The organism is Kitasatospora sp. NPDC090091 (genome assembly GCF_044747365.1).
Classification (GTDB): domain Bacteria; phylum Actinomycetota; class Actinomycetes; order Streptomycetales; family Streptomycetaceae; genus Kitasatospora.
The window spans coordinates 70,309-88,817 of sequence record NZ_JBIVDY010000002.1; the positions used below are offsets into that span (position 1 = coordinate 70,309).

17 protein-coding genes are annotated in these 18,509 nt (G+C 74.8%); 6 read left to right on the forward strand and 11 right to left on the reverse strand.

The window, feature by feature from the left end; translation table 11 throughout:
• Positions 1-6: 6 nt before the first annotated feature.
• Positions 7-993, reverse strand: a complete 987-nt coding sequence (locus tag ACIPSC_RS03280) for a DUF5937 family protein (protein WP_400822592.1) — start codon at positions 991-993, stop codon at positions 7-9.
• Between the two features lie 141 nt (positions 994-1,134).
• Here ACIPSC_RS03280 and ACIPSC_RS03285 point away from each other — a divergent pair, with 141 nt between their 5' ends.
• Complete coding sequence (locus ACIPSC_RS03285) at positions 1,135-2,487, forward strand: MFS transporter (RefSeq protein WP_400822593.1); 1,353 nt, start codon at positions 1,135-1,137, stop codon at positions 2,485-2,487.
• Positions 2,488-2,547: 60 nt separating this feature from the next.
• On the opposite strand, the gene ACIPSC_RS03290 is transcribed toward ACIPSC_RS03285, so the two are convergent.
• The gene (locus ACIPSC_RS03290; RefSeq protein WP_400822594.1) at positions 2,548-3,018 is read right to left on the reverse strand and encodes a MarR family transcriptional regulator; all 471 of its coding nucleotides are present in this window, start codon (positions 3,016-3,018) and stop codon (positions 2,548-2,550) included.
• 169 nt (positions 3,019-3,187) lie between these two features.
• Between ACIPSC_RS03290 and ACIPSC_RS03295 the strand changes: the two genes are divergently transcribed.
• Positions 3,188-4,033 carry an alpha/beta fold hydrolase gene (locus ACIPSC_RS03295; protein WP_400822595.1) on the forward strand — a complete coding sequence of 282 codons (846 nt, stop codon included), beginning with the start codon at positions 3,188-3,190 and terminating at the stop codon, positions 4,031-4,033.
• Between the two features lie 30 nt (positions 4,034-4,063).
• Here the strand turns inward: ACIPSC_RS03295 and ACIPSC_RS03300 are convergent, their stop codons facing one another.
• On the reverse strand, positions 4,064-5,470 hold the full coding sequence (locus ACIPSC_RS03300) for a PLP-dependent aminotransferase family protein (protein WP_400822596.1): 1,407 nt from the start codon (positions 5,468-5,470) through the stop codon (positions 4,064-4,066).
• Here ACIPSC_RS03300 and ACIPSC_RS03305 point away from each other — a divergent pair.
• The gene (locus tag ACIPSC_RS03305) at positions 5,469-6,704 is read left to right on the forward strand and encodes an aminotransferase class V-fold PLP-dependent enzyme (protein ID WP_400822597.1); all 1,236 of its coding nucleotides are present in this window, start codon (positions 5,469-5,471) and stop codon (positions 6,702-6,704) included. The genes ACIPSC_RS03300 and ACIPSC_RS03305 overlap by 2 nt on opposite strands.
• Positions 6,701-8,035 (forward strand): MFS transporter, encoded by a 1,335-nt coding sequence (locus ACIPSC_RS03310; protein WP_400822598.1) that lies wholly within the window; start codon positions 6,701-6,703, stop codon positions 8,033-8,035. The genes ACIPSC_RS03305 and ACIPSC_RS03310 overlap by 4 nt, the downstream gene beginning before the upstream one ends.
• 134 nt (positions 8,036-8,169) lie before the next feature.
• On the opposite strand, the gene ACIPSC_RS03315 is transcribed toward ACIPSC_RS03310, so the two are convergent.
• The 4 genes from ACIPSC_RS03315 to ACIPSC_RS03330 form a co-directional block, all read right to left on the reverse strand.
• On the reverse strand, positions 8,170-9,108 hold the full coding sequence (locus tag ACIPSC_RS03315) for a cupin domain-containing protein (RefSeq protein ID WP_400822599.1): 939 nt from the start codon (positions 9,106-9,108) through the stop codon (positions 8,170-8,172).
• Between the two features lie 274 nt (positions 9,109-9,382).
• Positions 9,383-10,309, reverse strand: a complete 927-nt coding sequence (locus tag ACIPSC_RS03320; protein ID WP_400822600.1) for an NADP-dependent oxidoreductase — start codon at positions 10,307-10,309, stop codon at positions 9,383-9,385.
• A gap of 240 nt (positions 10,310-10,549) precedes the next feature.
• Positions 10,550-11,578: a hypothetical protein gene (locus tag ACIPSC_RS03325; RefSeq protein WP_400822601.1), complete on the reverse strand. Its 1,029-nt coding sequence runs from the start codon at positions 11,576-11,578 to the stop codon at positions 10,550-10,552.
• On the reverse strand, positions 11,575-11,994 hold the full coding sequence (locus tag ACIPSC_RS03330; protein WP_400822602.1) for a PadR family transcriptional regulator: 420 nt from the start codon (positions 11,992-11,994) through the stop codon (positions 11,575-11,577). Before ACIPSC_RS03330 ends, ACIPSC_RS03325 begins: the two co-directional genes overlap by 4 nt.
• Before the next feature lie 143 nt (positions 11,995-12,137).
• Between ACIPSC_RS03330 and ACIPSC_RS03335 the strand changes: the two genes are divergently transcribed.
• Entirely contained in the window at positions 12,138-12,839 is a 702-nt protein-coding gene (locus ACIPSC_RS03335; protein ID WP_400822603.1) for an ArsR/SmtB family transcription factor, read from the forward strand.
• Positions 12,840-12,882: 43 nt separating this feature from the next.
• Here the strand turns inward: ACIPSC_RS03335 and ACIPSC_RS03340 are convergent, their stop codons facing one another.
• The 3 genes from ACIPSC_RS03340 to ACIPSC_RS03350 form a co-directional block, all read right to left on the reverse strand.
• Complete coding sequence (locus ACIPSC_RS03340) at positions 12,883-13,410, reverse strand: DinB family protein (protein WP_400822604.1); 528 nt, start codon at positions 13,408-13,410, stop codon at positions 12,883-12,885.
• On the reverse strand, positions 13,410-14,210 hold the full coding sequence (locus ACIPSC_RS03345) for a VOC family protein (protein ID WP_400822605.1): 801 nt from the start codon (positions 14,208-14,210) through the stop codon (positions 13,410-13,412). Before ACIPSC_RS03345 ends, ACIPSC_RS03340 begins: the two co-directional genes overlap by 1 nt.
• A gap of 266 nt (positions 14,211-14,476) precedes the next feature.
• Entirely contained in the window at positions 14,477-16,960 is a 2,484-nt protein-coding gene (locus ACIPSC_RS03350; RefSeq protein WP_400822607.1) for a germacradienol/geosmin synthase, read from the reverse strand.
• Positions 16,961-17,404: 444 nt separating this feature from the next.
• On the opposite strand from ACIPSC_RS03350, the gene ACIPSC_RS03355 reads away from it, so the two are divergent.
• Entirely contained in the window at positions 17,405-17,995 is a 591-nt protein-coding gene (locus ACIPSC_RS03355) for an HhH-GPD-type base excision DNA repair protein (RefSeq protein WP_313764575.1), read from the forward strand.
• A gap of 73 nt (positions 17,996-18,068) precedes the next feature.
• Here the strand turns inward: ACIPSC_RS03355 and ACIPSC_RS03360 are convergent, their stop codons facing one another.
• Complete coding sequence (locus ACIPSC_RS03360; protein ID WP_400822608.1) at positions 18,069-18,473, reverse strand: DUF4345 domain-containing protein; 405 nt, start codon at positions 18,471-18,473, stop codon at positions 18,069-18,071.
• Positions 18,474-18,509 lie beyond the last annotated feature (36 nt).

An 18,509-nucleotide genomic window follows, 5' to 3' on the forward strand; every position in this document is an offset into this window, starting at 1 on the left:
GCGTGGTCACGTGGCGCGGGAGGCTGCGGCGGCGAGGAGGGTTTCGGCGGCCCCGGTGCGGACGTAGAGGACGTAGCGGCCGGTGCGGTGGGCGTCGACCAAGCCGGCGGCGCGCAGGGCGGTCAGGTGTTGGGAGACCCCGCCGGCCGTGAGGCCGGTGCGGCGGGCCAGGTCGGCCGTAGATGCCGGGGTGTCGAGCTCGGCCAGCAGGACGGCCCGGGAGCGGCCGATGACGGAGGCCAGGGCGTCCGGGTGGCTCGTCCGCCGCTCCCACAGGGTCGCCACCCCGCGGGGTGGGAAGCGCAGCACGGGCTGCCAGTCGGGACTGGTGACGGAGAAGACCCGGGGCCAGACGAACACCGACGGGACGAGGAGGAGGCCGTGGCCTCCGAGGGTCCGGCTGCCGCGAACGTGGCGGTGCCGGACGTGCAGCGTGTCGGCGTCCCAGGCCACCTGCGGGTCCAGGTCGCTGAGCAGCTGCTGGGCGCCGCCCTCGGCGAGGAGTCTGGCCCGCTGGAGGACGTCGCCCTCCAGCAGTGAGCGCATCCGCGGCCAGTACGGGGCGATGGCGATCTCCCAGTAGGCCTCCACCGTGTCGGCGAGCTCCGCCAGGCCGCGGCGCGGATCGTCCCGGAGCGCGTCGATCCGCGCGGACTGCGGGGCGCGGCGGCCGACGAGGACGGCCCGGACCCGCTCCGGAGCGGTGGACCGTAGGACGGCCAGCTCGACGCCGAGGTCGGGGACCGGGACGGTGGGCGGTGGGGCGACGAAGACCGGGATGAGCCGCGGCGGTTGCGGGACCAGATCGGCGAGCAGGCCCCAGTCCAGGCCCGAAGCCGCGAGCCGCGGGCGGACCTCGTCGCTCCAGGGCCGGAAGAACGGGTGCTCGGCGGGATGCTTGACGATCCGGACGCTGGCCACCACCTCCCACAGCGGCGACACCGCGAACCTGGTGCGGGCCAGGTCGCGGGTGGAGAACGCCAGGTTCAGCACGATGCCCCGTTCGGTGAGTCAGTACGGCCGGTTCGGCGCGGGCGGTTCGGCACGGGCCGTTCGGCACGGTCGGGCAGCGCCGCGGATTCAGTACAGCCTAAATTCGTCGTCGGCCGGGGCGGGTGGCTCCAGGCTCGGTCCATGACCACGACCGAACCGATCCGACGACCCGACACCACCGCGTCCACACCCGCAGCCTCACCTGCACCGCCTCGATCGCTGTTCCGCGACCGCGGCTTCCGCCTGCTGATCACCGCCACGGCGGTGAGCCGGCTCGGCAGTTCGGTCGGCTCCCTCGCCGTCCCGCTGACGGCCGTGCTGGCCCTGCACGCCACGGCCGGGCAGGTGGGCCTGCTGGCGATGCTGAGCACCGTCTCGTTCGTGCTGGTCGGCCTGCCGGCCGGCGCCTGGATCGACCGGATGCGCAAGCGCCCGGTGATGATCGCCGCCGATCTGGCCCGGGCCGTGCTCTTCGGATCGGTGCCGGTCGCCTGGCTGCTGGGCGTGCTGACCGTCCAGCAGCTCTACCTGGTGGTCCTGTTGACGGGCACGGCAACCGTGTTCTTCGACGTGGCCGCTCTGAGCCACCTCCCGAGCCTGGTCGAGCGGGACCGGCTCACCGACGCCAACGCGCACCTGGTGACGGTGGACGCCGTCACCCAGGTCGGCGGCCGGGGCGTCGGCGGCTTCCTGACGGCGCTGCTGTCCGCGCCGGCGTCCGTCGCCGTCGACGCGGTCAGCTACCTGTGGTCGGCGGCCTGCCTGCTGCGGATCCGCCGCCCCGAGCCGCAGCCGCGGCGCGCGGCGGACCGCGGCGGCCTGGCCGGCGAGATCGGCCAGGGCCTGCGCTTCGTGTTCGGCCACCCGCTGCTGCGCCCGATCGCCCTTGCCGGGGCCTGCACCAACCTGTCCATCCAGCTCTGCCAGACCATGCTCCCGGTGCTGTTCGTCCGGGAGTTGGACCTCTCCGGCAGCGCGATCGGGCTGTTCTTCGCGGCGGGCGGGGTCGGCGTGTTCCTCGGTTCGCTGTCGGCCCGATGGCTCGCCCGCCGGCTCGGCGCGGGCCGGGTGCTCTGGCTGATGGGGCTCGCCGTCGCGCCACTGGGCGTCCTCATCGGCCTGGTCGACCGCGGTCCGGCGCTCTGGCTGGCCGGCGCGGCCTGGCTGGTCACGACCTTCAAGGTCGGCATCGACAACGTGATCAAGGTCAGCTTCCGTCAGAGCGCCACCCCCGACGCGCTGCTCGGCCGGATGAACGCCACCATGCGCGTGGTGCTGACGGGTTCGCTCGCGGTCGGCGCCGGGCTGGCGGGCGTGCTCGGCGAGTACGCCTCTCCGCGTACCGCGCTCTGGGCCGGGGCGGCGGGGCTCGCCACGGTCTGGCTCCCGATCCTCTGCTCGCCGCTCCGGACCACCCGCCACCTGCCCGGCCCCCGCTCGGCCGAGCCCGAGGCCGCGACGCCGCGGAAGCACGCCACGGCGTCGCGGGTGTGACGACACCTCGGCACGGCCTGGCCGGCGAATGACGGACCCGGGTCGGCCGCGGGCGGGCCCCTACCGGGCCGTGCCGGGCGCCGGGTCCTGCGGGCTGTGGGGCAGGAGGTGACGGGCGAGGACGTCCAGGGCAGCGGTGACCTCGCCGAGCTGCCCGGGGTCCTCGGTGCCGAGCGCGGCGGCGAGGGCCTGTTCGATGCCGGCGGCGCGGACCCGGGCGACCCGGTCGGACACGTCGGCGGCCTGCCGGACCAGGACGCGGCGGCGATCGGCGGGGTCGGGGGCCGTCACCGCCGAACCGGCCTCCTTGAGGCGCGCCACGGCGGTGGAGACCTGGCTCTGCGGGAGGCCGGTCCGGGACGCGATCTCGCCGACGGCGCTGTCCGGGTGGGCGGCGATGTCGCTGGCCACGATCAGGACCAGCCGGGCGCTGCCGGCGTAGCGGCCGGCGCCGCCGGGGGGCTCCGGCAGCGCGTCCTCGCCGAGCTTCATCAGGGCCCGGCCCAGCAGGAACAGCTCCACTCCGTTCATGGCCGGGAGCATACATCGGATTCGATTCATCGAGATCAATGGATCCTGTCGATCCGCGCGACGAGAAACATCCATCTCAATACATCTAGACAGATGCATCTCTTTCGATGAATCATGGTGGAGCACCGGGCGGCGGACGGACCGCCGGCCCCGGCGAAGGGGGACCACCATGCCCAGCACCACGCACCCGACCACCGCCACCCTGGCCGTCGCCGGCGCCGATCTTCACTATCAGGTCAGCGGCAGCGGACCGATGCTGCTCATCTCCCAGAGCGGCGAGGGGGACGCCGACCGCAGCGTCGACCTGGTCGCCGGGCTCACCGACGCCTTCACCGTGGTGACCTACGACCGCCGGGGCCTGTCCCGCAGCCGGCTGACCGAGCCCGACCGCGGGGCGACCCTCGTCGAGCACGCCGACGACGTCCACCACCTGCTCGCCGCCCTCACCGACGAGCCGGCGCTCATGCTCGGCTGCAGCCTCGGCGCCGTCATCGGCCTCCACGCCGCCCAGCGGTACCCGGGGCAGATCGGCACCCTGATCGCCCACGAGCCCGTCGCGCCCCGCCTCCTGCCCGCCGACCGGTGTGCGGGCCACGAGCGGGAGCTGGCCCACCTCCAGGACCTCTACCGGCGCGAGGGGCTGCGCGCGACGTTCCCGGAGATCGCCCGGGTCCTGGGCATCGACCCGGCCAGTCCGGACCGGGAGGCCGACCTCACCCCGCAGCCCCTCGACGAGCGGCGGCTCGCCAACTTCGACCACTTCATCCGGCACGACTTCAGCGCGATCATCCAGGACACCCTCGACCCGGCGAGCCTGCGCGGGACCGGCACGCGCATCATCCCGGCCGTCGGGCTCACCACGCCCCGCGAGGTCTTCGACGTCCAGTGCGCCCTGGCCCTCGCCGACCTCCTCGGCACCGAGGCACTGGAGCTGCCCGGCGGCCACAACGGGAACACCACCCACCCCCGGGCCTACGCCGCCCGCATCCGGGAGATCCTGGGCGCCGCCGCCTGACGGTGCCGGTGTCCGCGGCGGCCGCCGCCCTCAGCCCACCGACCGGACGGCGGCCGCCAGGCGGTGGGCGGCCTCGTCCAGGTCGGCGGGGGTGGGCGCGGCGGCGAACGCCAGGCGCAGGTGCGGGGCGGGGGGCTCCGCGGGGAAGTAGGAGTGGCCGACGTTGACGGAGACCCCGTGGGCGCGGGCGGCGTCGGCGACCGCGCCGTCGGTGAGGCCCCCGGGGAGGCGGAGCCAGAGGTGCAGCCCGCCCGCCGGGGGGCGGGCGGGCGTCCAGTCGGGGAGCTCGCGGGCCAGCGCGTCGGCGAGGACGGCGCAGCGGTCGCGCAGCGCGGTGGAGAGCGACCGCAGGTGGCGGTCCCAGGCGGGGGTGCTGAGCAGTTCGACGGCCGCCTCCTGGAGCGGGCGGGCCACGAAGAAGTCGTCGACCTGCCGCATCGCCTGCAGACGGCGCATCACCGGGCCGCGGGCGATCAGGGCGCCGATCCGCAGGCTGGGCGAGGCGGGCTTGGTCAGGGAGGTGACCTGGACGACGGTGCCGTCACGGTCGTCGGCGACCAGCGGGCGGGGCACCGGCCGGCCGTGGCCGAGGTGGCGGGCGAAGTCGTCCTCGATCAGGAACGCCCCGGCAGCGCGGGCCACGTCGACGACCTGGCGGCGGCGCTCGGGGGCGAGCACCGTGCCGGTGGGGTTGTGGAAGGTCGGCTGGCAGTAGAGCAGTCGGGCGCCGGTCATCGCGAACGCGTCGGCCAGCAGGTCGGGGCGGATGCCGTCGGCGTCCATCGGCACCGGCACCGGGCGCAGTCCGGCGGCCCGGGCGGCCGCCAGCGCGCCCCGGTAGGTGGGCGACTCGACCAGCACCGGACTGCCCGGGGCGGCCACCGCCCGGAACAGCAGGGACAGCGCACCCTGGCCGCCGCCGGTGACCAGGACGTCCTCGGGGGCGACGCCGGCCCCGGCCTGCCGGGCGAAGACCGCGCGCAGGGGCGCCAGGCCGGCCGCCGGGGCTCGGTGCCAGGCGTCCGGGCGGCGGGCGGCGCGGGCCAGCGCCGCGCCGAGCGCCCGGGTGGGCTGCAGGTCCTCGTGCAGGTAGCCGCCGGAGAGCGCGATCGTGCCGGCCGGCAGCGCCGTCGAGGGTCCGTCCAGGCCGATCAGGTCGTGGTCGCGGCCGGCCAGGGCGACCGCCTGCCAGGAGGTGTCCGACGCCTCCCCGCCCCGGCCGGGTCGGCGGGCGGCCACGTAGGTGCCGGCACCGGGCCGGGTGACCACCGCGCCCTCGGCGGCGAGCAGGGCGATCGCCCGGGAGACGGTGACCGGGCCGACGCCGTGACGGGTGATCAAGTCCCGGCTGCTGGGCAGTCGGTCGCCGGGGGCGAGCCCGGCGATCTCGGAGCGGAGGGTCGCCACCAACGCCTCAGTACTGCTACCGTCATTCATGAAGACTCAGGATAGCGCTTCTGCGCCGACATCGGAACCGCTCCTCGACCTCGCCGCCCTGCGGGCCGACACCCCGGGCTGCACGTCGGTCATCCACTTCAACAACGCCGGCTGCGGCCTGATGGCCCGTCCGGTCCTGCGGGCGATGATCGAGCACCTCCAGCTGGAGGCCTCCGTCGGCGGCTACGAGGCCTCCGCCGCCCGCGCCACCGAGGTCGCCGACTTTCACGCCGCGACCGCCGAGCTGATCAACGCCCGGCCCGGCACGGTCGCCTTCGCCGGCAGCGCCACCCACGCCTACGCCAAGGCGCTCTCGGCGATCGACTTCCGCCCCGGCGACGTCGTCCTGACCACCCGCAACGACTTCATCTCCAACCAGATCGCCTTCCTCTCGCTGCGCCGGCGCCACGGCGTCGAGGTCGTGCACGCCCCCGACCTCCCGGACGGCGCCGGAGTCGACGTCGCCGCGATGGCCGCGCTGATGCGCGCCCGCCGCCCCCGGCTGGTCGCCGCCACCCACGTGCCCACCAACTCCGGACTGGTCCAGCCGGTGGCCGAGATCGGCCGGCACTGCCGCGAGCTCGACCTGCTGTACCTGGTCGACGCCTGCCAATCGGTCGGCCAACTCCCCGTCGACGTCGAGGAGATCGGCTGCGACCTGCTCACCGCGACCTGTCGCAAGTTCCTGCGCGGGCCACGCGGCTCGGGCTTCCTGTACGTCTCCGAGAGGGTGCTGCGCTCGGGCGCCGAACCGCTCTTCATCGACATGTACGGGGCCCGTTGGACCGCGCCCGGCGAGTACCGCCCGGTCGAGACCGCTGCCCGCTTCGAGGAGTGGGAGTTCCCGTACGCGACCGTGCTCGGCTGCGCGGCCGCCGTCCGCTACGCCCTGCGGGTCGGGATCGCGCCCGTCGCCCGGCGCACCCCCGCACTGGCCGCGCGACTTCGCGCCGGGCTGGCCGGGCTGCCGGGGGTCCGCGTCCTCGACCGCGGGCCCTCGCCCGCCGCGCTGGTCACCTTCGCCGTCGCCGGGTGGCAGCCGCAGCCGTTCAAGCGGGCGCTGGACGACCTCGGCGTCAACTCCGCGCTGAGCTTCCGGGAGTTCGCGCAGTTCGACTTCGGCGACAAGGACGTGGAGTGGTGCCTGCGGCTGTCGCCGCACTACTACAACACCGAGGACGAGGTCGACACGGTCGCCGCCGCCGTCGCCGAGCTCGCGGGCGCCGTCCGGTGACGCCGGCAACCGACTCCGGCGCAGCGTCCGGGGCCACCGGGACGGCCGGGACCACGGAGTCCTCGGCGCACCGCGCGCCGGAAAGCCTCTGGCGCAACGGCGACTTCCTCAAGTTCTGGGCCGGCGAGACGGTCTCCCTGCTCGGCACCCAGGTCACCAACCTGGCCCTGCCGCTGACCGCGATCCACGCCTTCGGCGCCAGCGACGAACAGGTCGGCCTGCTGCGCTTCCTGCAGCTCGTCCCCTACCTCGGGCTGGCCCTGCTGATCGGTGTCTGGACCGACCGGGTCCGGCGCCGACCGGTCATGCTGGGCGCCAACCTCGTCCGGCTCGTCCTGATCGCGCTGGTCCCGCTGCTGTACTGGTGGGACGCGCTCGACCTCACCGTGCTGCTGGCGATCGCCTGCGCGGTGGGCGTCGCCTCGGTCGTGTTCGACGTGAGCTGGATGTCCTACGTGCCGGTTCTGGTGCGCACCCCGGAGCACTACGTCGAGGCGAGCGCCCGGATGGGCACCAGCTCCTCGGCCGCCGACGTCGCCGGGCCCGGGCTGGCCGGTCTCCTGGTGTCGGCGGTCACCGCGCCGGTGGCCCTGGTCGTGGACGCCTGCTCGTACGCGGCCTCCGTCGTATCGCTGCTGCTCATCCGCACGCCCGAGCCGCGCCCCGAGCCGGCGGCCGAGCGGCACCTGCTGCGCGAACTCCGGGACGGGCTGGGCTGGGTGCTGGGCGACGCGGTGCTGCGGGCGCTCGCGCTGATCGGCTTCTGCTGCAACTTCTCCATGGTCACCGTGTGGACCATGTTCCTGCTCCACGGGACCAACGACCTCCACCTCGGCTCCACGGTGCTCGGGGCGGTCTTCGCGACGGCCTCGGTGGGCGGGCTGGTCGGGGCGCTGGTCTCCCGCCGGGTGATCGCCCGGTTCCCGCTCGGCCGGATCTACCTGGTCGCGCAGTCGGCGCTGCTGCTCGGGCCGACACTCGTCGCCGCGGCCGCCGGGCCCCGGCCGGTGATGATCGCGATGTTCGTGGCCTCGTTCTTCACCACCTACCTGGGCCTGGGAGTGGCGGGCGTCGTCATCGTCAGCCTGCGCCAGGCACTGACGCCGCAGTCAATGATGGGCCGGATGACGGCGGCCTTCCGGACGTTGCTCTTCGGAGGCGGCGCCCTGGGCGGGCTGTCGGCGGGCCTGCTCACCGGGTGGCTCGGCGGGCGGGGCGCACTGACCGTGGCCGCGATCGGCTCCGCCGCCGTGGTGGCCGGGCTGGCCGTCTCCCCCGTGGTCCGGCTGCGGACGCTGCCGACGGCACCCCGCGAGGCGGCCGGCCGGTAGCCGGCCCCGGCGCGGGCCCCGACCGCACGGGGGCCGGGGCCTGCGCCGCCGCCGGGCGACCAAAGAGCTGACTTCAGGCCGATTCCCCTTCGGCAAAGCCATTTCGCCGCATCCGCCAAGGTCACAACGGCCGGTCAGGCGGCGACCCGGAGCTCGCGCCGGTAGCCGCCCGGCGCCTGGCCGAACTCGCGCTTGAACGCCTTCGCGAACGCGTACTCGGAGCCGTACCCGGCCTGGGCTGCCACCGCGGTCAGCGGGGCCTCCGACTCGCGCAGCAGCCGGGCCGCGGTGGTCAGGCGCCATCGGGTCAGGTAGGCCATCGGCGGCTCGCCCACCATCGTGGTGAACCGCCGGGCGAAGGCCGCCCGGGACAGGCCCACCCGCTGGGCCAGCGACTCCACCGTCCACGGGGTGGCCGGGTCCTCGTGGATGGCGGCCAGGGCCGGCGCGACCGCGGAGTCGCCCAGCGCGGCGGCCCACCCGGCCGCGGCGGCCGTGGGCTGGTCGTCGAGCCAGGCCCGCAGGATGTAGAGCAGCAGCGAGTCGATCAGGGCCGGGACGATGCCGGTCGACCCGAGGCGCGGGTTCTCCAGCTCCGCCCCGAGCAGGTGGACGGCGGCGCTCAGCTCGGGGTGCCGGCCGTGCCCGGTGGCCAGGTGGACGACCTCGGGCAACTGGCGGACCAGCGGGTGCGGACGGCCCTTGTCCAGGTGGTAGTTGCCGCACAGCAGGCTGGTGCGGGCGCCGTCGCCGCCGAGCGTCACGGTGCCGATCGGCCCGGTCGGGCGGTACTGGTCGGGCCGCTCGGGCTCGGCCGGGGTGGACGGGTGGTCGGCCAGGATGTGGCCGCTGCCGTCCCGCAGGAAGACCACGTCCCCCGGGTTGAGCGCGATCGGCTCGGTGCTGGACGCGCAGCCCAGCGGGATCAGCCAGCAGGTGCCGTGCAGCACCACGTGGAAGCCGGCTCCGGCGACCGGCGGGAGGCGCAGGCCCCAGGGGGCCCGGCCCTCGGTGCGCACCGACGTGGGCAGCCCCGTCCGCATCGAGCTCAGCGCCTCGGTCAGGATGTCCAACGACCTTCCCCCGTCCTCCGTTTGTCCACGGTCCGCCGCGGTCCGCCCCCACCTTAGGGGCTGTCACGACCGGCTCCCGGTCCTGTCCGGCGGCTGCCGGCCCGCCCCGGCCACCCCGCCCGCCCGACGCGCCCGGCCTCCGCCCGTCCCCCGATCGGGCGGAAGCCCGGCCCTGCGTCGGTCCGTCCCCCTGTCGGTCCGTCCCGCTGTCGGTCCGTCCCTGTCCGTCCGTCCCGCTGTCCGTCCCCGCACCCCCGCCCCCGCGGGTGTGCGTTCAGACAACGGTCAGCACGACCTTGCCCTGCACCCGGCCCGAGCCGACCAGCTCGTGCGCCTTGCCGGCCTCCGCGAGCGGGAAGGTCGCGGCGACGTGCGGGCGGATCCGGCCCTCGTCGACCAGCGCGGCGATGGCCTCCAGCGAGGCGTAGTCGGGCTCGACGGAGACGCCCGCGAAGCGCCGGCCGGCCTCCTCGATCTTCGCGGCGAGCTCCGTGTTCCAGTGCTCCATGATGCTGACCAGGGTGCCGCCCGGCTTCAGCACCTCCAGGGCCCGGGTGCCCTCGGAGGAGGAGTCGAAGACGACGTCCACGTCGGCGACCGCCTCGGTGTAGTCGGTGGTCCGGTAGTCGATCACCTCGTCCGCGCCCAGGCCGCGCACGAACTCGTGCTTGGCCTCGCTCGCAAGCGCGATGACGTGGGCGCCGCGGGCCTTGGCGATCTGGACGGCGAAGTGGCCGACGCCGCCGGCGGCGCGGTGGATCAGGACGCGCTGCCCCTCGGTCAGCCCGGCCGCGTCGACCAGACCCTGCCAGGCGGTGAGCGCTGCCAGCGGGAGGGCGGCGGCCTGCACGTGGTCGAGCGTGGCGGGCTTGCGGGCCACCTGCCGCGAGGGGACGGCGACGTAGTCGGCGTAGCCGGTGGCGGCGCGGGGGAAGAACGGCATCCCGAAGACCTCGTCGCCGGGCTTGAACCGAGCCCCGGGGCCGGCCTCCTCGACGACGCCGGAGATGTCCCAGCCGACCCCGTAGGGCGGCTCGCCGAGCAGCGGGTAGGCACCCGAACGGACCGCCACGTCCACCGGATTGATGCCACTGGCGTGGACCCGGACGAGGACCTCGGCGCCGAGCGGGGCGGGGCGCTCGGTCTCGACCACCTCCAGGACCTCGGGGCCGCCGAAGGACTTCTGAATGACTGCGCGCATGGGAGGACTGCCTCTCGCTCGGTCCGGTCCCTGTCGGCCCGGCTCCTGATGTCCTCAACTCTAGGAAGGTCGAACGAGCCGCTGAATATCCTTCAGTCTTCGAAAGATGTCCGATCGTCTCGCTCGCCGAGCGCCCCGGTCGAGGACACCGCCGACGACCCGGATGCCCGCCCGCCCCGGCCCCACCGCGCCGGGGCCCCGCCTGCGCGCAGCGGTGCCCCGGCCCGGGGTGACGCCAGGTCAGGCCCGGTCGGCCACCCCGTCCGCGCGGGTGGCACCACCGGTCCGGCCGGTCCGTGCGGCAACCGCCCGCCGGAGGGCGTCGATCGCGGTGCAGAAGCCGATCAGCCCGACCACCACGCCGAGGTTGCGCAGCGCGGCGTTGGGAACCGGCGGGATCAGGTAGTCCGGCGCCGAGAGCATCACCGTCCAGGGCAGCGCCGCCAGCGCCGCCCCGGCGGCCCGGAGGCGGTCGAGCCGGGCCGCGCCGAGCCGGACCAGGTAGGCGAGGCACATCACGGTGGCGGGCCAGGCGGTGGAGACGTCGAGGAGGACCTTCGTGGTCCCGGAGAACTCCGTTTCCACGGCCGACGCCGGATCCGGCCAGGGCCAGAGCGCCACCAGGGTGATCATGGGCACCGCCACGGCCACGGCGGCCAGCGCCGTCCCGTAGCGGCCCCGCCGCGAGAGGTCCACGGCGTCGGGCGGGGCGGCCAGCAGCACGCCGCCGAGCACCAGCCAGAACGGCAGCAGGAAGACGTACTGCCAGAAGGACGCGTAACCGACGAGCAGCGCCGCCGCGGCGGAGCCGATCCGGAGCAGGGTGCCCGCCAGCACCAGCAGCCGGGCCTGCGGCCAGTGGCCGGCGACGGCGAAGGACAGCGCGAGGATCCACGGCAGCGTCTGCGCCGCGCCGACCGCGATCGCCACCCCGGGGTGGGCGAAGTCCTCGAAGAACGGCTGCCGCAGCACGAGGCCGAGCAGCAGGTGGACGGTGGCCAGCGCGGCCCCGCCGGCCAGCATCAGGGGTGCGGCACCTGCGGCGATCCGGCCGAGCCGGTCGCGCGAGCTGAGCCCGGCGCGCAGCCGCAGGGCGTGCGCGGCGAGGACGGCCCACTCCCGCAGGACGGTGCGGCGGTCGGCGCCCTCGACGGACTCGGCGAAGACGGCGGCGATCTCCTCGCCGTGCGCGGCCCGGTACCCGGCGGGATAGAGGCCGAGCAGGGGCAGCCGGGTGGGCAGCGGGAGCTGCGGCGACGCGGCGCTCATGCGGTCACCCCGCCCCGCCCCAGCACCGCGCCGAGCGTCCGCTCCACGCCCTCCTCCAGGCCGCGCTGCAGGCCCGGCCGGAGCTTCGGCAGGAGCCCGCCGAGGGCGAGCCGGCGCTCGGCCTCGGCGACACCGGCGCGCAGCCGCTCGGTCTCCGCGGCCAGCACCTCGCCGCCCTCCTCGGTCAGGGCGAAGGTGCGGCGCAGCCGGCCGCCCACCACCTCCTCGTGGTCGATCCGGATCAGCCCCTGCTGGAGCAGGCGGTCCAGCGCGGTGTAGAGCGTGCCGGTGAGGAGCTTGGTCCGGCCGCCCGAGATGGCCAGGACCTCCTGGACGATCGCGTAGCCGTGCCGCGGGGCGTCGGCCAGCGCGGTGAGCACGAGCCTTGTCGGCTCCTGAAGTTGACGGTTAGCCATGCATCGGAGCATAGATCAACGATTTGGATATGTCGATGATTTACCTATCGCGGTCCGCGCTCCCGGGCCGGAGTCCGCGGCCCGCGGCCCGGGCCCGGGACGCTTCGGCCTCCGCCGAACTGCCGCGGGGGCACCATGGAGGCATGTCACTCGCCCACCTCGCGGGACTGCTCGCCGACCCCACCCGCGCCGCCTTCTGCACCGCGCTGCTCGACGGCCGGGCCTGGACCGCCGGCGAACTCGCCCGGTACGCCGGCGTGGCGCCGTCCACCGCGAGCGAGCACCTGTCCCGGCTGGTCGCGGGCGGACTGCTGGCCGAGGAGCGGCAGGGCCGGCACCGCTACGTCCGGCTGGCCGACCCGGCGGCGGCCGCGCTGATCGAGGACCTCACCGCCTTCGCCGAGGCGGCGAGCCCCGGCCGGACCCCGCGCACCCTGCGCGAGTCCACCCGGCAGAGCGCCGAGGCGCGAGCCCGGACCTGCTACGACCACCTGGCCGGCCGCCTCGGCGTGGCCGTCTCCGACGCGCTCCACGACCGCGGCCTGGTGGCGGACGACGCGGGCCTCGCCGTCACCGAGGACGGGCGGGCCTGGCTGGCCGGCGCCGGGATCGAGCTGCCGGCCCGGTCCGGCCGCGCGGGCGGCCGCCCGCTGGTCCGCAGCTGCCTGGACTGGACGGAGCGCCGCACCCACCTGGGCGGCGTGCTCGGCGCGGCGCTCTGCCGGACGGCGCTGGACCGGTCCTGGGTGGAGCGGATCGGGTCCGGCCGCGCCCTGCGGGTGACCGCGGACGGCGGGCGCACGCTGCGCGAACTGCTCGGGATCGCCGTCGACCCGGCGCGCTGAGCCTGCCCCGCCCCGCGCCGGCTCTCGGCCCGGCCCGGCGGCCTCAGCCCATCGTTCTCTGCCCGTCCAGCGACTCCCGGATGATGTCCGCGTGCCCGGCGTGCTGTGCGGTCTCCGCGATGACGTGCAGCACCACCCGCCGCACCGACCAGCCCGCGCCCGGCTCGAACCACGGCGCCTCGGGCAGCGGGTGGACGAGGTCGAGGTCGGGCAGCGTCGACACCAGCTCGTCGGTCTCGTGCGCCACCCGCTCGTACGCGGCGAGCAGGCCGGCCAGGGTCTCGCCGTCCGCCATCCGGAACTGGCCCGCCCAGTCGTACGGCACGCTCTCCATCGCCTCCGCGCCGCCGACCGCGAACCGCATCCAGCGTTCCTCGGTGCCCGTGACGTGCTTGATCAGACCGCCCAGGCACAGCTCGCTCACGGTGGTGCGCCGGGCAGCCTGCTCGTCGTCGAGGCCGCGGACGGTGTGGCGCAGGAAGCCCCGGTGCTTGTCCAGCGTCTGGACCAGCTCGGCCCGCTCGCCGGCGCCCGTCAGGTGACCTGCGCCCGTCGGGTGACCCGCGCCCATCAGGCGTCCGCCAGCGCGGGGACGTCACCGGAGGCCGCCCCGAGGTCGATGATGCCGAAGGCGGCGCCCTGCGGGTCGCCCACCGCGGCGAACCGGCCGTACGGGCTGTCCATCGGCCCGAAGAACAGCTGCCCGCCGTGCTCGGTCACCTTGCCGACGGCGGCGTCGCAGTCCTGCACGGCGAAGAAAACGCTCACGTAGGACGGCGCCTCGGGCGGGAGCTCCCCCGGGCCGACCTTCATCCGGCCGAGCACCGGTTGGCCGCCGACGTGGAAGATCTTGTAGTCGACCTCCTCGGTGTCCATCCGCTTGGTGGTGAACGGGAAGACCGCCGGGAAGAAGGCGTCCGCGCTGCCCGGCTCGCGGGTCAGCACCTCGGCCCAGGTGTACGCGCCGGGCGCGCCCTGCTTCTCGAAGCCCTCGTGGCTGCCCGCCTGCCAGACCCCGAAGGCGACCCCGCCCGGGTCCTTGGCCAGCACCATGGTGCCGAAGTCACCGACCGGCATCGGGCCCATCAGCACCTCGCCGCCGTTGGCGCGGATCCGCTCGGCGGTCAGGGCCGCGTCGGGCGACGCGAAGTACAGGCACCAGGCCGGCTGCGGCTCCTCGCCGCCGGGCATCGGCGGGACCACGGCGGCCACCGCCTTCCCGTCCGAGTACGCCGTCGTGTAGTTGCCGAACTCGGACGCGCTCTCGCCGAAGGTCCAGCCGAGCACGGCACCGTAGAAGGCCTTCGTGCTGTCCAGGTCCCTGACCATCGCGTCGGCCCAGCAAGGCGTTCCCTCGGGTAGCACAGCCATGGCTCTGCCCTCTCCGTGTGACGATTTGCCCCGGTTCGCCACAGTAGTCAGTCCGCCGCCGCGCCGCGCCCCGAGCCGCCGACGCCCGCACACGCGGGGGCGGGGGGCCGCCCCCGGGGGGGCCCCCCCGGCGCCCCCCCCCCCCCCCCCCCCCCCCCCCCCCCGCCCCCCCCCCCCCCCCCCCCCCCCCCCCCCGGGGGGGGGGGGCCCCCCGCCCGGGTGGGACCCCGGGCGGACCGCCGCCCCGACACCACTGCCGCCGCGCGCTACCGCAGCTCCACCGCCGCCCGGACCGGCCCCGGCGCGCCGGCCGCGGCCGGCACCGCCCCGCCGAACGGCGCCCGCGCACCCGCCGTACCGAACCCGGACGGCCCGAGCCGCAGCGCGGCGACCCCGGCGGGCGCGTCCGCGGCCGGCGCCTCCCCGCCCGCCGCTTCCCCTTCCGCAAGGACGGCCGCCGCCGGAACCGCCGCCGAAGCCGTCACCGGAACCGCCTCCGCCTCCAGCCCGAAGTGCCGCCGCAGGTCGGCCTCGCCGTACCGCCGGCAGTCCCGGTGCCAGACGTCGATGCCCGCGATCCAGTTCTCCAGCTGCCTCACGTGGCCGTCGAGCAGCGCCCGGCCCTCCGCGTCCAGCCCGAAGTCGTCGTACAGCACCGGGAACTCGTTCTGCGCCACGTGCTGGAACTGGTCCACCCGCGAGTGCATCAGGTCGTCGACGATCCGGACGGCGGACGGGTAGTCGCAGTTGAAGAAGTTCTGCACCACCAGCACCGCGTTGTGGACCTCGCCCTCGTACTCCACCTCCTTCTGGTAGGAGTACAGGTCGTTCATCATGCACGCGTAGTCGGCGGCCGCGTTCTCCAGCGAGCGCATCGGCCCGCTCTCGTGGACCGCCTCCGGCACGGCCTGCCCGCGGGACAGCCGGCCGAGGCCCATCGTGAGGTCGGAGCCGAAGGTCCTCCGGCGCATCTCGATGTAGTCGACCGGGTCGGGGATCCGGTGCTGCGCCTGGTTGTCGAGCTCCCAGAGCCAGCTCTCCACCATCGACTCGACGGCCGTGCGGAACCGGCGCCGGGCCTCGACGGCCAGCGGTCCGGCGGTCCGCCGCCAGAGGTCGGCCAGGCCGCGCTCCAGGGCGTTGGCCGGGTCCGGCACCGGGCCGCCGTCGACGGGCATGAAGGCCGAGAACCGCTCGTTCTGCAGCCGGGCGCCGAGCAGGTCCCGTCGGCGCCCGAACACCACTGGGTAGTAGTCGTCGGCGTACGTCCCCCAGGCCAACCAGTCGGAGGTGAGGTCGAGTTCCTCCGCCGTGGCGTCCGGGTGGATGCCGGCCGAACAGAGCGGGAAGTCGTAGTCGGCGAGCTTCTCCGCGGTCCAGATGCCCGAGCCGATCACGCCAGGCTGGGCCTCCAGCAGGCCCATCCGTGCGGCCCATTCCCCTGTGTGCAGCCGCGACGCCTCCAGGTGCGGGCTCGGCTCCACGGTGAACGGGTGCCTGAACTCCGGCAGCCGGGAAGGCCCGACGTGCTGGAACGGCACATGGGCGTGGGAGCGCGCCCGCCGTACGGCCGGATCCCGGCCGGCGGCCGGCGCGGGTTCCTCGGCCACCGCCCGCGCCCGGCTCAACGAACCCAACTCGCCCATCCCGCCGGGGAGTCCGCCCGGCGACCCGGGCCGCAGCACGTCCAGCGCCGACGTCCCGACCCCGCCGATCGCGTACGCGTCCCACCAGTTGCCGCCCGAACCGGCCGCCGCGCCACCGCCGTTCATGTACCGGCTGGACCGCATGTGCCACTCGTGGCCGCCCGACTGCCAGTCCTGCAGCCCCTTGACGTACGCGAGCACCCGGGCGCAGCCCTCCGGGTCCAGCCCGGTCTCCGCGAAGAGCACCGGGAGCTCGGTGAACACGGTGTTCTCGAACTGCTGCAGCCGCGAGGTGAGCAGGTCGTTGACGGCCTCGGCGGCCTCCTGCGTGGTGCACCCCAGGAAGGTCTCCAGGACGAGCACGCCGTTGCTCAGTTCGCCTTCGTCCTCGACCTCCCGCTGGTACGAGAAGAGGTCGTTGCGCAGGTGGACGCCGTCTGCGAAGGCGTCCATCAGCACCCGCAGCGGCCGCGAGCCGGAGACCTCCTTCGGCACCTCGGCGCCGGCGGCGTACTCGATCAGCCCGGCGGACCAGGGCGCACCGCCGACCTTGCGGCGCATCTCGATGTACTCCACCGGGTTGGCGATCCGGCCCGCGTTGATGTTGGCGAGCTCCCAGAGCGACTCGTTGAGCAGGTTCCGGGTGCTCTCGGCGAACCGGATCCGCCAGTCCTCGCCCATGGCCGGCACGGTGCGCCGCCAGAGGTCGGCCAGCCCGGCCTCGACGGGGTTGGTCGGCTCGGGCATCGGGGTGGCCGGGTCGGCGGGCATGAACAGCGGCAGCCGGTCGAGGTAGGCCTTGCCGCCCTCACGGTCGTTGGTGCGCTTGTAGATCTCCAGGAAGTGGTCGTCGAAGAAGAACACCCAGACGTACCAGTCGGTGACCAGCGACAGTGCCTCGGCGGAGGCGTCCGGGTGGGTGTAGGCGCAGAGCAGGCCGTAGTCGTGGGCCTCCAGGTCGGCCCGGTCCCAGATTCCCGAGCCCTCCAGCATCCCCATCTCCCGTGCCCAGGCGGTGGAATGGGTGCGGGCCTCCTCCAGATGGGGGTTGAGCCGTGCCGGGTGCGGCACGTAGAAGGAGGGCAGTTCGAACGGCTGAGTCACCGGGCGAGCCTTTCTGGACGCGTCGACGAGGCCGACCGGCACGGCGAAGCTGCGCCTTCACTCCCCACACCCGCCGCCCGGTCGGCACAGCATTACCCGCCGCCGCCGTCCCGCACCGGCCAACAGGAACAGTCATATGAAATAAGCCCATTGACTCGAACGGGCGCTCCAGGAATCGCCCGGCATTGGATCACCTGTACGCCCGGTTCCCCCTTCGGGCAGGGCGCCGCGAGAGGCCCCCGCACGGCGCCCCACCGCACGCCCGCACCGGCCGGGGCGGGCGGGATCGGCGCGCGGACCACGAACGCGCAACAACTATGCCGACGAACCAACCAGTCACCACAAGGAGAAGCACCCCGGTGGGCGTGTTGCCCCTCCCCCTCCTCGCCCGTCCACCAGACTGGGCGGCGACCCGATTCTCCACGCTCAGAGGAGGGCTTGCCCATGAACGTCACCGTGCGGCTCGCGCAGCAGCCCGAGGCCGACGAACTGCTCGGGCGCAGCGCGCTCGCCGCGCTCGTCGGGATGCTGCTCGACCAGCAGGTGCCCATGGAGTGGGCGTTCAGCGGACCGCTGACCATCGCCCAGCGGCTCGGCCGGGACGACCTGGACGCGCACGAGATCGCCGTCTACAACCCCGAGGAGTTCGTCGCGCTGCTCTCCGAGAAGCCGGCCGTGCACCGCTACCCGGCGGCGATGGCCAAGCGGGTGCAGCAGCTCTGCCAGTTCCTGGTGGCCCAGTACGACGGCGACGCGGCCGCGCTCTGGCGTGGCGTCGCCACCGGCAAGGAGCTGCTCAGCCGGCTGAACGCACTGCCGGGCTTCGGGAAGCAGAAGTCGCAGATCTTCCTCGCCCTGCTCGGCAAGCAGTACGGCGTGCAGCCCGAGGGCTGGCGCGAGGCGGCCGGCGCGTACGGCGAGGAGGGCGCCTACCGCTCGGTCGCGGACATCACCGGACCGGAGTCGCTGGAGAAGGTGCGCGCCCACAAGCAGGAGGTGAAGCGAGCCGCCAAGGAGGCCAAGGCGAAGGTCTGAGCCCACCGTGCCACCCGGGCCCGGCACCCACGGGGAGCGCCGGGCCCGGGCCCCGGGGCGTCCGGCGGACGCTTCACACCGCGCCCCGGACCGGCACCGCCTTCTCGTCCGCGTCGGCGAGCCAGAAGTAGAGCGGGGACAGCGCGAGTTCGAGCACCATCAGGCCGAGCTGGAACCCGTGCGGCCGGCCCTCCACCGCGATCGACAGCAGCCGCCCGACCGCGCCCAGCAGGAAGACGCCGGTCAGCACCCGCACCGTCCGGGCCGGGATCGGCGTCTGCCGCGCCACCTGGATCCACGCCAGCCCGTATCCCGCGAAGACCGCACCGAAGAACCGGCCCAGGCTGTCGATCGTCGGGCCGGCGTCCGCCTCGCCCGGGATCGCGGCGTTGCCGCCGAGCACGTGGAACAGGCCGATCAGCACGCACGCGACGCCCATCGTCCGGGCGAGCACCCGGAGCGCCTTGACCCTGGCCATGGCGACCACCCCTCACGTCACTGGTTGACATGTGTC

Bases quoted from the DNA above. Each gene is read 5' to 3' on its own strand.
- ACIPSC_RS03335 (WP_400822603.1), top strand. From the start codon at position 12,138: ATGTCACTCGCCCACCTCGCGGGACTGCTCGCCGACCCCACCCGCGCC.
- ACIPSC_RS03340 (WP_400822604.1), bottom strand. From the start codon at position 13,410: ATGGGCGCGGGTCACCCGACGGGCGCAGGTCACCTGACGGGCGCCGGC.
- ACIPSC_RS03330 (WP_400822602.1), bottom strand. From the start codon at position 11,994: ATGGCTAACCGTCAACTTCAGGAGCCGACAAGGCTCGTGCTCACCGCG.
- ACIPSC_RS03320 (WP_400822600.1), bottom strand. From the start codon at position 10,309: ATGCGCGCAGTCATTCAGAAGTCCTTCGGCGGCCCCGAGGTCCTGGAG.
- ACIPSC_RS03285 (WP_400822593.1), top strand. From the start codon at position 1,135: ATGACCACGACCGAACCGATCCGACGACCCGACACCACCGCGTCCACA.
- ACIPSC_RS03290 (WP_400822594.1), bottom strand. From the start codon at position 3,018: ATGAACGGAGTGGAGCTGTTCCTGCTGGGCCGGGCCCTGATGAAGCTC.
- ACIPSC_RS03305 (WP_400822597.1), top strand. From the start codon at position 5,469: ATGAAGACTCAGGATAGCGCTTCTGCGCCGACATCGGAACCGCTCCTC.
- ACIPSC_RS03300 (WP_400822596.1), bottom strand. From the start codon at position 5,470: ATGAATGACGGTAGCAGTACTGAGGCGTTGGTGGCGACCCTCCGCTCC.
- ACIPSC_RS03325 (WP_400822601.1), bottom strand. From the start codon at position 11,578: ATGAGCGCCGCGTCGCCGCAGCTCCCGCTGCCCACCCGGCTGCCCCTG.
- ACIPSC_RS03360 (WP_400822608.1), bottom strand. From the start codon at position 18,473: ATGGCCAGGGTCAAGGCGCTCCGGGTGCTCGCCCGGACGATGGGCGTC.
- ACIPSC_RS03345 (WP_400822605.1), bottom strand. From the start codon at position 14,210: ATGGCTGTGCTACCCGAGGGAACGCCTTGCTGGGCCGACGCGATGGTC.
- ACIPSC_RS03355 (WP_313764575.1), top strand. From the start codon at position 17,405: ATGAACGTCACCGTGCGGCTCGCGCAGCAGCCCGAGGCCGACGAACTG.
- ACIPSC_RS03295 (WP_400822595.1), top strand. From the start codon at position 3,188: ATGCCCAGCACCACGCACCCGACCACCGCCACCCTGGCCGTCGCCGGC.